Below are 14017 nucleotides of genomic sequence, written 5' to 3'. Positions count from 1 at the left end.
CTCCTTAAGAACGACCATAACAATACTTACAAAATAAATAATTATACCTATCCACAAATACAGATTTATCCCGAGAAATATGATTTCTTTCTCCTTAATAGACAATATACAGCTTGCAATCCACCCAAAGATAGATAATAAAACCAATAAGTATAAAAAAGGAATAAGTTGACTATCAAATTTAGATTTATAACTATAGAAATTTATATTGGTAACTTTGGGTTTTAACAGTGGAACTAAATAACATATTCCAGAAACAGATAAGGCTGGACCAATAAAAACCTGAGTATCTACCTCTATAACCTTTCTTGTACCCCATTCAAATAAAATCAACAACAAAGGAAATCCATAAGTTAATATAGGATACATATAATGACTACCATATCTACATAGTTATATTTTACAATAACCAACTAATATATCAACAAATTAAACACATATTCTTTAAATTTAATATGTAACTACTATACTTCTCAAAGAGAAATCTACTTGTTTAAAGTTCTTATATAAGGTTTCAAGATGAGGAAGCTTCAAGAAATCTGATGGATGCGTATTTTTTTCAGCGCCTTGTTTGTTAAACCGTTTGGTAGTTTGAATTAGTAAACAATATTCTTTAGCACGAGTAATACCAACGTAATGTAAATTTAAATCTTGTTTGTATTGAGGATATACAGGAGGGTCATCCCAACCCCCTGTATATTCTCTATGTGGAAATGACCAATCATCCAAATCAATATGAAATACAGTATGAAACTCTAACCCCTTTGATTTATGTAAGGTCATCAGTTGAACTTCATTTGTTAGAATAGGCATAAAATTTTTAATATAATTTTCATTACCTAATATCGAGGTTAAAGCCTCAAGCTCTGAATGACAATCAGACTCGACACCTGAGAGAGCTAGAATTTCAATAACAATATTACTTATCTGACTTATTTCTATTTTTCTAAATTCTATAAGCATTTTCCTAATTTTTAACAAATTAGCTTTTGATAAATTTGAATATATAAAATGCAGATCAAAGATTTCCTGCATAGTAGTTACTCTACCGAAACGGAATCCTAATAAATCTCTAATTAAAGCTGCCTCTGGCGTTTCGATCTTTTCAAGTGGTGTATCGTTATATAAACGATAGTCAAGACCAAGTCCCCCAGCTATATAATTTAATGAAATAGTTTTATATGCCAAGATTGCAATATCAGAATAATTAATAGACTCATTTGCTAGAGTAATTCGTTCTATTAATTTAGAAATCTTCTTTGCAGCTTGAATTGGATTTCCTACAATAACTCCTCTGAAGACTCTAATTTCTTCGCAAGGCTGTGTGAGATATAAAGGATTTAATAATCTTGATGCATAATTTATAATTGACACATGTGAACGATGATTTTGATCAATAGATAAAAATTTAAATTTTGGATCAGCTTTCAGTTCTTCTATACATGTAGGATCACTCCCTCTAAATTGATATATGGATTGATCGACATCACCAACAGCTGTACCAATCAAACCCATATCAATAAATTTCATAAAAAGCTCGTGTTGAGCTCTTGAAGAGTCCTGATATTCATCAATAAAAATAAATTTATATTTAGCCTTAATATAGCGAACAGCAGCAGTGGATTTTTCTAAAATATAAAGTGCCAAACCTGCTAAAGAGTCAATCCATAAAAAATTTTGTTCATATAAAGTTATAAAACCAATCTCATCATTTACAATATTCTCTAGGGTAGGTGCCACATAAGTCTTTTTAAAAAAAATTTTCTGAGAAGTAGTTAGTTCAGTAATAACTTTACATTTACTAGGATGACCACCCCATAAATGGGATAAAAAAGGAAAAATAACCTCTTCTAAACAAAAACTATCAATAGTTCCAAAAAAACTTTGCTTTGTAATAAAACCATCACTTTTACATCTTTTTTTTAACTCTGCACTAGCTTTTTTGGTAAAAGTCATAGCAATAACACCTTGATGAGATAACAAGGCTGGAATACTTTTCCTTATTTTTTCTTTCATTACAGTAGTTTTTCCACTACCAGGACATGCTAAAACAACTAGATTAGATAAATATTCAATTGCCTCTATTTGTTGTTGTGTTAAATCTAGAGTCTTCATAATATTTTATCCAGATATTAGAGATTTTAAATATTTTAATGGCTCAACTAATGGGTAATTTTCTAGGTCAACTAAGTTATCTTTAATTTTTTTTAAAACATACGACATTCGTATAGCTTTTTTTTGTTGCATAAATTTTATCGCTTCTAGTTTATTATCTTTATCTAAAATAGTAAGTATGTCTTTTTCTAATGCATTGATTAAATCAGTTTCTAAATCAATATCTGAAATAAATACACCTTTCTCATTTATTAAAGTTTGAAAAGAATTCCATCTATCGTCACTGGTAACATCTAAGTGATTAATCCTAAACTTACTATGTGGCCATTCTGCTAGCCCTATTGCCCTTAAGCAACGATTAACACCAGCATATTGCCATTCATTCTTTCTTCTTGGTACTTTTGATACATCATTATCAGTTCTCATTACCCAAGGAATTTCTAAAGCATTTAAAATACTTGTATATACTTCAAAAGCAATACCATCAACAGATAAGATAGAAATATTATAATAATCTAGATCTATTTTTAAAACTTTTGCTAAAGCAGTATACAAAAGAACTTCCGAAGGACCTTCAACTAAGAAAACACCATTAGAGAAAAAACTTTCTGCTGGAATTATACTTATACGGTACCCCATTTCATCCCAATACTCAGCAATACAATTTGAACATCCTCCACTAGCAGCCACTGTACTATAATTTTTTACTAATAATCGAATAATTGAATCTGGTAAAAAATGTGATGCTATTTGAGGTGAGTGTGAAGAGATTATAGCTTGACCCGGTAATTCCTCTATTAGATACCTTGCCAATTTACGTTGTTGATGGGGATGTAAATGAGCTTCTGGTTCCTCTACAGCATAAAAAACTACTTCATGATCAATATCATGCTCTGCAATACTTTTTGCTTTCCATAGAGCTAATAAAATTTGGTTATTTCTACCATCTCCTCCAAGAAGAATATTTGAACCATGTACATTTGCTCCTAATTGAAGATTGTCTATAAAGTCACTAACCTGAATAGCACCAGAATCTAATTGAACTGAATATTCAGAATGATGATATGCTAATTTCTTTAGTTCTTCGTTTATTTCTTTAGTTGCATGGTCTACATAATATAATTGAGTTATTTTTTCATTTATTTCTTTTAAATCAAGGCCAATTTCATTTAACAACTCAGTATCTTCTTCTCTTTGATTTTCGGTCAAATTTGATTGAGATAACTTAAGTAACTTACGTTTTTCTTTATGAATGAAGCGCTGTAAATCTCTTTGTGATTGGATATACTTTAAATTGACATATTTTAAGTAAAAACGGCTAGTTACCAACTCTAGACTTTCGATAGAAGGACCTATAAAAATTTGATAACTTAAATTATTTTTAACAGCCTGATATTTTAAGTATGTTTGAGCTTCACTACTGACATTTCCTTTTAGAATAGATAAAACAGCATCTTCTTGTATATCCTCAAAACATATTGTTATTTCTAAAACATTCATAGCCTCAGAAGGAGAAATGTAAAAATCTAATTCTGATGGTTCAATATCTGAGTCAGATAAAGTTTTATCTAATAATATCCTTAAAGCATGAAGTAGGTTACTTTTACCAACATCATTGGCTCCAATAATTAATGTATCACCATTAAATTTGATAATACTATCTTTAAAATTACGAAAACCTTTTAAACTTACACTTGAGATTTTCACTAGTTATACCCTATTTCAGTTAATATTTTATTAAATAAAATTTAAGCTTTTTCATCTTTTTTCATTTTCAAACTATACAATAAAAGAAAATATAGGTAACACCTTTTTATACTAAATGGATGTAATATTAAAAATATTTTATTCCATTGCTGGTTTCAATTAGGCGATTATAATTAAAGAATGTCCTCCCTCACCCCATCCCCCGCAAAAACACCTCCAACACTCTCTCATCAACTTCATCTGAACTCAAACGCTGAATGATTGCACCATCAATCATATATAGAAAGAGTTTGGCATCGGTAAAGGAAACATCGGAGTTAAGTGCTCTAAGCTGGCTATATATTTCGTTGGTGAGCCATGTTCTATATCTCACGGCGATTGTGTACGCGTTTGGGTAGTTATTTTTCGTTTCAAAAATGGCTTTAAATAACAGGTAATACAGCCCGTCTATGTCTGCATGTAAATCATAGAGCTTTTTGAGTTTATCGGCTACGCTGGTGTATTCGTCGTATTCGACCATAGAAACTACTTTTTCTTGGAGTCGTTCTTTTTGTACGATTAAGCAAATTTCAATAAAGCGTTCTTTAGATTGAAAGTAGGTATAAAACGACATTTTTGGAATACCAGACTCTTTCACAAGTCTGTCCACGCCGACAATATGAAACCCGTTGTAGTGAAACAGCTCAATTGATTTATTTACGACTTTTAATGCACGTGTTGGGAGAGTTAAATTTTGCATATTTTTACCGTTATAAATTAAATTTTTGTTGTATATAAATGAGATATAAATGCCTTCCACTTTTTTAAAGGTGAAAAAAAGGCGTAGCAAAGCCATAAAGACTGTGCCGAGCACATCTCAAGTTTTAGTTGTTGATGAAAGTTTTAAGTAATAACGAGCTAAAGCCTGAAAAAGCCTTACGGCGATCAAGCTGCGTTAAATGTTTTAAGCTGTGTTGTTATAGCTTTTGGCAAAGGTTGCCAATAAATAATGGATGTGCAAAGCCAACTCCTTATATATGGAGTTCTGCCAGAGCATAAAATTTATGGTGGCAGAACGGAAGAGGGTTAGCAGACTGGTTAAGACATCCAGCACACCCGAGGGTGTCCCTCTCCCGTCCTACCGCTACGGGAGGGAACTGGGAGGGTGCGCACAAAACTATTCCTCAGATGAAATAGCTCTGATGCGGTCTTAAAACGGTCTGCTAAAACCGACTGGCAATGTAGGCCAGCCCGCAAATGGTAATCTCCAATATTTGAGGTGTCAATGTAAAATTGGCTAGAAATTATTTAAATAGTTATTATTTTTCATTTAATTAGATAATTAAGGAAACTCTTAAGTAATATTTATAATCATATTTTATATCATTAAGTTAAAGTTTAAAATTTCAAAAACTTAAGGGCTGGTTTGGCTCACATCTACAAAGAAAGAATGAATTAATAAAAGTGAGTGACTACTCTCATTAAGAGGTGTTTTTAACAGTCGCTATTCAGTATAAAATTATGACCTAAGCGGACCATCTTACAAATTAGGCCGCGTCATATACTTAAAGTGATAAGAGCAAAAAATGACTCAAAATCAAGTTGAACTCGCAGAGACATTGTCTAAAGAATCTCATAAAGGTCAAAAGTATGGCCCTCATGATTACTTTGAGTACCATATTAAAGGTGTGGTCAATTCATTAATCGAGCATCAATTTTCAGAAATCTATATTATTACAGCCCTTCTCCACGATAGTGTTGAAGACACGCCTCTTACGCTAGACAAAATCGAAAGTTTATTTGGAAAAGAAATCCGCGATGCCGTCGATGCATTAACTAAACGAGAAGATGAAACACGCAAAGAATATTTAATTCGTTGTAGTTCAAATCCGATCGCTAGAGTCGTGAAACTTCATGATGCAGCCTTTAATGCGCATAACTCACATAAAGACAATAATCACTCACGTGTCGATTATTACCTTCAAACCATTCTAATTGTTTCAACGGCGCAAGATAGGTTGGGATAAAGGGTCAAATTCGCTAGATTTATTAAATCTAAAATGTTTTATCTTGATTTTGTAACGTAATCAAAATTAGCATGAAAAAAGCCTCTTGCTCTAGCTGACATTCACCATTTTGCGCATATATTTGCTCAATCCTGTTTAACATTCCTACGAATTGAGCAAATATTTGCGCATTCATGACCTACGGCGAAACTATCTAAGGGTTAAATACGCCCAACTTCTAAGTATGGAATCAGGTTTTTATCAAAATTTGGTCTTGGGTCGCCCTCATAACTAATAAAGCCATGCATACCCGTTAAACGCTCACCTTTATAAAACTGATTTAACTGATAACGCGGGTCTTTATGAGAAAGTGTAAAACTCACGACACCAACGCCCTGTTGTTTTGACTGGTTATAGGCATCTTCGAGCATTTTATGATGCAAAGCCAAATCTTCGGGATGACACATAAGCGTATGCAATACATGGTACTGAATAGAGTCACCCAGTTTAGGCAAACGCATACCTTTAGTAATTGGCGTCAGCAAGTTATAAATGGGTCTAAGCACACCTATGGCCGAACTATAATTTAAAATCTTGGTTTGCTTAATACTATGCTGATCCCACAAGCCAAACATACCCACCAGTTTTTCGCCCTTAAAGTAAAGTGAAAAGTCTGAGAGTTTTATGCCTGAAAAATACTGATGCCCTTGGGCAAGTTCTTCAAAGTTATAAGCAGGTATAAAATTATAGTGTTCTGCCATGTCACGAATAAACTGGTTCATGGCTGGTACATGTTCAGCTTCGGCTACACATGTACGTATCTCTTGAAGATGACTATATTTAGCAGCCTGCTTTAGAAAAGCCGTGATTTTTCGTTTTGCGCCAGTACTCGTCAGGCTCAGTGTCTCTATAAGCCCTTCATCATAATAATCGGGCATTCCCGTTTTACCCGTTTGTATAGCGGCGCGCGCAGCATGATTATCATCAAAAATAATCATTTGGCTAAAGTTCGGTGCATGCATGGTCTGTTTTACATGCTTGGCTAATACCTTCACTAGTGATTTACCCCGATAGCTATGATCTACCCGTAAGTCTCCAGCATATCGCAAGTTTTGAACGCTCCGATCAACATAACAAGGACGATAGCCATTGCTATAACAAGCGAGCTTCTTTTGGCTTTCGGTGTCTTCAATCACAACATGCAGTTTATGCCGATAGACAATGTCGGACGCTCTAAAATAACTCGGTTCACGCTGAAAGCTAATTTGAATGCCTTTGGTGGTCATCGGTACGGCGATTAAGTCTCGTAAAGCCTCATCATCTGCCAAAGTTGCTTCACGGGTAATCAGGGTATTTTCTGCGAGTGGTGTATTTGTTTTATTCATTATTCACCTGTTGTGCGGTCTGCATAGGAACCAAACTATTTAAACGACCCATTTGGTCGAGTAACTGATAGACAAATACCACTTCGTCTTGATCGTTTACGGTTTTTTGGGTTTGTGCATCGAGTAGCTTCTGTTCGGTATTAAGCAAATCAAAGGTAGTTTTGGTGCCGACATCGAACTCTTTACGTGTATAGACAAAGGCAATAGACGCTGCCTCTATGGCATTTGCCAATGCATCTTTATTTTGTCGGATGGTTTGAAGCTGTGCATAGGTAGTACGAGTACGTTTATTTAAGTCCAGTTCAAGGCTTCGTATTTTCTGGTGAGCCAAATCGATATCAGCCTGCGCTTTTTTAACATTGGCACGGTTTAAGCCATCGTCATAAAGCGGTACATTGAGCTGCACCCCGACCATATAGTTATTACTTTCAGAACCAATATAACTTGCTTCATCCTGCTTTCCGGCACGGCTGGTCAGCATAACCGTTGGCCACAGTTCCCGTTTAGTTAAAGCGTATTGTTTCTCTGCGGCTTGCATTTCATATTTAGCGCGCATTAAAGCCGGATGGTTCTTGGTTTGAGCCAAAATTTCATCTAGTCCATTCGGTATAGCAGGCAATTGTTTAATTGCAACAAGGTTGTCAGGTGTTGTACCTGTTACTTGGTAAAACTGTGCTTCGCTTACAGTCAAGTTAGACTGCGCCTGTGTAATATCGGCCTGACCTTGAGCGACTTGTGCCAAAACTTGAGCCAAGTCTGCACGGGTAATCATACCAACATCAAAACGGCGCTTTGACTCATATAAAGACCGTTGCAGGTTCGCCATGGTCTTTTGTCTAAGTTCTAAAATGGCTTTCTTTTTTAATACGTCGGTATAGACCATGACGGTATTTAAAATCGTTTCCGACCGTTGATCTGACAAGCCTTGGTGTTGGGCAGAAAGCTGACTCTCGGCAATATCTACCCCCAAACGATGCCGCCCAGAGGTATAAATCGGATAATCTGCCTGTAACTGCAAACTTCGGCCTTTACGGTTTCCTTCAGTTGGAAACATGACTTTTGGTGGCGTATCTATTCGTTCATAGTCAAGCTGCCCAACTAAATTGACTTTGAGCCCATCGCGCTGTTTAGCCTGTTCAAGCATAGCGGTAGACTGGTTTACGCTTAAACGGCTGACTTCAAGCTGACTTTCATGTCTTAAACTGGCAGACAACGCCTCGTCTAAAGTCATGGCATGTGTATTCGACACAACCAACACGCCTAAATACAAGGCGTGTCGAAGTGTTAAAAAACGAGTATTAAATGACTTCATCCCTTTCATAGTTGTTCCAAACTATTGAGGGTGACTTTCTTAAGTGGCTCAGGCTTGATATTGCCTTCAATAATGCCATCAAACATGACCAGTTTTTTATAGGCATTCCAGCCGTTATTGGCTTGGCGAATTTGAGGCTCATCAAGCTGTCCCAAGTTTCGCGCAAGTTCATAATGGAAGTTTTGACGCAAAATACTGTCAATATATTCATTGCTAATGCTGTGATGAATTTCACCTTCAAAAAGCACGCAATAAAATGGTTTAACCTGTTGTTGGGTATCAATCGCAAGTAAAGAAATCGCTTTCGATTCCGTTTCATTTAACTGAGACAACAACTGTTGAGCAGTTTCAGGTGCAAGTTTCTCACCAACCAGATCTACCCCAAAACGGCGCCCTTGGAACTCAAAACACGGTATTTGCTCTAAAAAGCCAGTCACTTTTAAACAATCATCCAAACAGTAACGCAGTAAGCCATTACCCGAAGTAATCAGTGGGCTCACCACATCATCTTGTTTAAGCTGCCATGAAGGAATGATTTGACCTTGTTTCTCACCCTCTAAATATTCAAACTCATAGAAGTGACTTTGGTAAGCCAGCGGGTATTGGTCGTTATAGGGAATAGTCACTACACCTTCGGTCGCCCATAACCCTTTGCCTTCAAACTGAACACTAGGCAATTTCTCTTTTAATTTTTCGGCCCAAGCTTTTGAACCAGCAGTGTCCCAACTCGAAACCAGACTTAACTTTGGCCAAAGTTTCTTAAAGTCGATCTGTGCGCCGTTTGAACTTGCAATTAATGCTTGAGCACTTTCAGGGCTATGCGGTGCGGTCACTTCTTTTAGTGAAGCCTGACGATTGCCCCATTTACCACTGTTAAGCACCTCTATCACGTCTTTTTGCAATGACTCCAAACGCTCAAGTAATTGCAACGCAAACGTTGGACTCCACACCGAAATCATGGCTAAATTACGGTTTGCGACCAAATAACAAATGGTGGCAAACAGTGCATCGTCCGCATTGGCTGCAAAGGCAACGTTACTTGGAACGGCTTGGGTAAACTTAGACAGTATGCGTTTACCTACGCCAAGTAGCGCACTGTCATCATTTAAGTTTTTATCTTTTAAAACTTCACGCTGGCTTTCAGGTAACCATGACACCGACCAGTAGTGTGTACCCGAACTCAGCTCTGGACACTTACGGTATAAACTTGCCATCCACGGCGCAATTGCATGGTCAAGTTCATCTAAAAATAACTTGGTGTATGGAATAAACTTAATTTGTTCACTCGAACCACTAGTCGGCTGGAAACGAACCAACTTACTACTAGACAGTGAAAGCTGTTGTTCACGGTAACGTTGAATGTCTTCTCGCCATGCGCTATAGCGAGTCGCAGGAAAGGCTTTTACAAACTGCTCATAGTTTTGAACCTTTTTATCTTTGGCAAAGGTAGAAGTCTGTAATATCGAATGCAAAATTTGACGTTGTGTGGTTTCTAAAGCATTAAACTGTTTTTGGAAATTACGGTCAGATGCATCACACCATTTTTTTAAAATAAGATGCGAGCCTAGAGTCAGCCATTCATTAGATTTCATTGGATAGCCTCTCTACGTTTTGTTTTATGGGTTACACAAGCTTCAAACTTTCCTTTACTGGTCGGCTTCGTCATGAGCTTCACAGGGAAACGAGCAATATCTTTCCAGCCTAGACGACCAATACATGGCAGTTCTGTACCGGCTTTCCATGTCGGATTTTTTTGTTCAAAGAAATGAATATTTGGGTTCTTTTCTCGCATTTCGGCGGTAATAGGTGCAACTTCGCCTTTTAGTGGCTGATAGTCATCACCGAAGTTGAGTAAGCCTGCTTCACGGTCGTAATATTCACCAAAGAATTTCTCACAGTAGTGCTCAACCACTTCCGAAAGGTGTTGGTTTTCATCTTTAATGTTTGGATAGTACACATAGTAGTTATTGGCAAGTAATAGATAGGTCTTGTAGCCCTTAGAAATGAGTAACCAATAAAGTTCGTTAAAAGGATATTTAATGCGAAGCTTAATCATGAGTTTAAGCATGGTACTTTGCAGTGTACGCGTGCCCCAGAACTTCTTCAAAATAACCGTATCACCGCTAAAGAGCACGGTGTAGTCTTTACCGTTTAAGTAGAAGTGTTGCACCACAACAGTCGAGAAACCCACAATCTCATCTGTTTCTGAATCAAAAATTAAGATCGCACCGCTTTTATTTTCAAAATCATCTACAAAAATAGAAAATCTGGTATTTTCATAATACTGTTCGTAAATGGAATACATCTCTTTTAGTCGATCAGTATCAATTTGCTCTTTTTCAAAATATTGCCCATAAGTTGCGTTTTTCAGGTTCAATTTTGAAATCAGTTTATATGTTGTATTAATCATAATACTTTAATCTCCCACATCCAGATCTGTGAGTTCCGCTCGCTCGTACGACGATGTTAGAAACTCGTATAAATGTTCTTTTTCTAAGAAGGGATACGTTTTGATATGCCCTATTGTTTTCATTCTTTAAAAAGCTATCTTTTACTGCTAAAACTTTACATATTCATTTTCTTCCCCCTGTCCATAAAGATGGTTAAAAAGGCGGTCACAAACATGATGATTGCGAGCATGCGTAATAAATCATTGAAGCTAGATGTCAGTGCCTGAAAATGAATGTCGCGATAAATCACACTCAGCGCGATTTGCTGAGCATTTGCACCGACTTCTTGATATTGCGCCGTGAGCTGATCAAGTCGCTCTGTAAAAATCCAGTTCTGCGGTGTCATCGCCTGATTAATTTGGGTGACATGCATAGCGGTCAACCAGTCTAAGGATGAGTTAATCAGCGCCAGTCCAACCGCGCCGCCAATGTTACGCATCAGGTTATAAATACCGCTGGCATCGGCCACTTTACTAAGTGGCAAAGTGCTCATCGCCAAATGCGACACCACAATTAGGCAAATCATAAGACCAATACCGCGGTAAATTTGCGGCCAAAACATAAAGTCGTAATCGCTGTGAATGCTGAGGTGCGAATTGAGCCATACACCAAAACCAGCCAGAACCATTCCGACAAATACGGTTTTGCGGGTGTCAAAGTTAGGAATAAGCCATGCAAGGAAAGGCGCAAAGCAGAACATCACAATGCCTGTCACCATCATGACATGACCAATTTGGCTACTGTTCATTTCACGGACTTGCCCAAGAAACACGGGAATCATGTAACCCAAGCCATATAGGGCCATACCAATCACAAACGTTGTAATAGCACTTAAGGTAAAGTTTTTATTTTTAAATACCGATAAATCGAGCAAAGGCTTAGGCTGGGTAAAACTTCGAGAGAAGAAAATCATGCCGCCTATTAGGCAGACCATAAAAGCGATACGAACGCCTGTGTCTGCAAGCCAGTCATGTCGTGCACCTTCATCGAGGAAATATTCAAGCCCACCCAAAAACATCGCCATACCGACCAGACTAAACCAGTCCATGCTTTTGATGAGTGAATAGTTCGCTCGGTCAATATTTGGGCCTGAGTAAATGACCGTGGCAATGATAATGCCCGGAATAATATTGATCAGGAACATCCAATGCCATGAGAAGTTATTGGTGAGCCAACCGCCAATGGTGGGGCCAATCGCAGGCCCTAAAGTACTGATCATGCCAAACATGACCAAAGGCAATGACCGTTTTGGTTCGGGGAACAGTAAGTACAACGCCGTCATGGAAGTTGGAATCATCCCGCCGCCCATAAAGCCTTGAATGCCACGGAATACTAATAAACTTTCCAAGTTCCATGACAAAGCACAAAGTAAAGAACTCACTGTAAAGCCGATTGCACACATGGTGTAATACACCCGTGTCGAAAGCACCCGCGAGACAATACTCGACATTGGAATCGCAATAATTTCAGCAATTAAATAAACTGTTTGTACCCAAGTGACTTCATAACGACTTGCACTCATGCCAGCTTGAACTTCGTTTAGAGAACTCGCCACAATCTGAATATCAAGAATCGCCATAAAGTTGCCAAAAATCATGGCAGCAAAAATTGCCCATGCAGTTTTTGCAGGAAACCTCCACTCGGCTTCAACATGCTTATTCATTTTCTTATTACCTAAAATTTTATTATTAAGTTCTTAGGTCAACGGTGGCACTCACCGACATTCCAGGTTTTATCAAATCAATATGTGGGCTTGAATCTATGGCGATACGTACAGGAATACGCTGTACAACCTTGTTAAAGTTGCCTGTGGCATTGTCTGATGGCATAAGTGAGAAAGTCGCACCTGAAGCGGGAGAAAAACTCTCAATTTTTCCGGTAAAGTTGAGGCTCGGATAGGCATCAAGTTTTAATTTAACTTTCTGACCAATATGCATTTTTTCAATTTGAGTTTCTTTGAAGTTCGCCTGTACATACAAACTATTTTCAGGAATGATCGCCATTAAGCGGGTTTGTGGAGAAACACGTGAGCCTTGTTGAATTGCCAGACTACCGATTTTACCGCTTACAGGACTAACCACTTTTGATGAAGCCAAATCGACCTGATACAGGTTTAAGTTTGCATTGGCACTTTGAATATCTGCTAAAAGCTGCGCTCGACTGGCTTGTAAACTCCCCAACTGAGCTTCTGCTGCATTTACGGCGGCTTGCGCTTTGCTGAGCTGTGCCTGAGCCGTTAAATATTGAGACTGGATCCCTTCAAAATTTTGTCGGGTAATTACGCCATCTTTTAATAGATCTTGATAACGCTCGAACTCTTTTTTCAAACGCGCTAGGTCTGCTTGCGCTGCCACTACACCACTATTTGCTTCGGTAATTGACGACTTGGCAGACTTTTCATTTTGTTGTTGTACACCCAGTGCGGCTTCTTTTAAGCTGACCACAGAACGGGCTTGGTCATATCGAGCTTGGTAGTCACGATGGTCTAATACCGCTAAAGTTTCCCCTTTTTTTACCACCTGATTATCGTTAATTAATAACTCCATCACTTCGCCTGAAATCTTTGGCATTACCCAAGTGACATCGGCTTGTACATAAGCATTATCAGTAGATTGATAGAATCGGTATACAAAAAAATAATATAAGATGCCAGCAACTAAAAATAACAGCAGGACACTAAAAACACCCCAAGTTATTTTCTTTCGGCTTTGGAAATTAGTATCAGTTTCTAGCTGAGCTACGTTATCCATAATCATTCCGCTTATTTGTAATATTCGATTTTTTATTTAAGCCAATAAAATTATTGGTTTCTTTTTTACGTAACTTTTCACTTGGTTTTATTCAATGAATCGTGACAGCGTAAAATTTGGTGCAAATTATGGTTCTTAAGTGAATTAAATATCATTGACCTCTTTGACATATATTTTTTCTATTTACGCCAATACACTGCATGCTATAAAAAATATGTTTAAAAATTATGTAATTTTATATTTTCTAAAAAATTTAATTATAAAAACTTTTTTAAAAATTAATTTAAATAAACAAAATCAGTAACTTATAAAT

Annotated in this window: 11 protein-coding genes; 1 reads left to right on the top strand and 10 read right to left on the bottom strand. The window is 37.1% G+C overall.

All coding sequences use genetic code 11. From position 1 onward, the window contains the following. The 4 genes from ACG59Z_RS18570 to ACG59Z_RS18555 all read right to left on the bottom strand — a co-directional run. A partial coding sequence (locus ACG59Z_RS18570) for a hypothetical protein (RefSeq protein ID WP_400200687.1) occupies nt 1–369 on the bottom strand: 369 nt, incomplete at its 3' end. A gap of 81 nt (nt 370–450) precedes the next feature. After that, on the bottom strand, nt 451–2115 hold the full coding sequence (locus ACG59Z_RS18565) for a UvrD-helicase domain-containing protein (protein WP_400200686.1): 1665 nt from the start codon (nt 2113–2115) through the stop codon (nt 451–453). A gap of 6 nt (nt 2116–2121) precedes the next feature. Then, complete coding sequence (locus ACG59Z_RS18560) at nt 2122–3822, bottom strand: ATP-dependent nuclease (RefSeq protein ID WP_400200685.1); 1701 nt, start codon at nt 3820–3822, stop codon at nt 2122–2124. 190 nt (nt 3823–4012) lie between these two features. After that, complete coding sequence (locus tag ACG59Z_RS18555; RefSeq protein WP_400200689.1) at nt 4013–4561, bottom strand: TetR/AcrR family transcriptional regulator; 549 nt, start codon at nt 4559–4561, stop codon at nt 4013–4015. Between the two features lie 826 nt (nt 4562–5387). Here ACG59Z_RS18555 and ACG59Z_RS18550 point away from each other — a divergent pair. Beyond that, a complete protein-coding gene (locus tag ACG59Z_RS18550; RefSeq protein WP_400200684.1) occupies nt 5388–5828 on the top strand; it encodes an HD domain-containing protein in 441 nt (146 codons plus the stop codon). 200 nt (nt 5829–6028) lie between these two features. Here the strand turns inward: ACG59Z_RS18550 and ACG59Z_RS18545 are convergent, their stop codons facing one another. From ACG59Z_RS18545 to ACG59Z_RS18520, 6 genes are all read right to left on the bottom strand, one after another. After that, nucleotides 6029–7192 (bottom strand): hypothetical protein, encoded by a 1164-nt coding sequence (locus ACG59Z_RS18545; protein ID WP_400200683.1) that lies wholly within the window; start codon nt 7190–7192, stop codon nt 6029–6031. After that, a complete protein-coding gene (locus ACG59Z_RS18540) occupies nt 7185–8513 on the bottom strand; it encodes a TolC family protein (protein ID WP_223861101.1) in 1329 nt (442 codons plus the stop codon). The genes ACG59Z_RS18545 and ACG59Z_RS18540 overlap by 8 nt, the downstream gene beginning before the upstream one ends. Beyond that, nucleotides 8510–10096, bottom strand: a complete 1587-nt coding sequence (locus ACG59Z_RS18535; protein WP_400200682.1) for a GH3 auxin-responsive promoter family protein — start codon at nt 10094–10096, stop codon at nt 8510–8512. The genes ACG59Z_RS18540 and ACG59Z_RS18535 overlap by 4 nt, the downstream gene beginning before the upstream one ends. Beyond that, nucleotides 10093–10881 (bottom strand): hypothetical protein, encoded by a 789-nt coding sequence (locus tag ACG59Z_RS18530; RefSeq protein WP_400200688.1) that lies wholly within the window; start codon nt 10879–10881, stop codon nt 10093–10095. Before ACG59Z_RS18530 ends, ACG59Z_RS18535 begins: the two co-directional genes overlap by 4 nt. A 188-nt stretch (nt 10882–11069) precedes the next feature. Then, nucleotides 11070–12617 carry a DHA2 family efflux MFS transporter permease subunit gene (locus ACG59Z_RS18525; RefSeq protein WP_019456767.1) on the bottom strand — a complete coding sequence of 516 codons (1548 nt, stop codon included), beginning with the start codon at nt 12615–12617 and terminating at the stop codon, nt 11070–11072. A 25-nt stretch (nt 12618–12642) separates the two neighbouring features. After that, nucleotides 12643–13704 carry an HlyD family secretion protein gene (locus tag ACG59Z_RS18520; protein ID WP_400200681.1) on the bottom strand — a complete coding sequence of 354 codons (1062 nt, stop codon included), beginning with the start codon at nt 13702–13704 and terminating at the stop codon, nt 12643–12645. Between the last annotated feature and the right edge of the window lie 313 nt (nt 13705–14017).

The organism is Acinetobacter sp. ABJ_C1_1 (assembly GCF_044684115.1).
Taxonomy (GTDB): domain Bacteria; phylum Pseudomonadota; class Gammaproteobacteria; order Pseudomonadales; family Moraxellaceae; genus Acinetobacter; species Acinetobacter nosocomialis_A.
The sequence above is the reverse complement of the archived record's forward strand: the minus strand, read 5'-3'. Positions and strand labels throughout refer to the sequence as shown.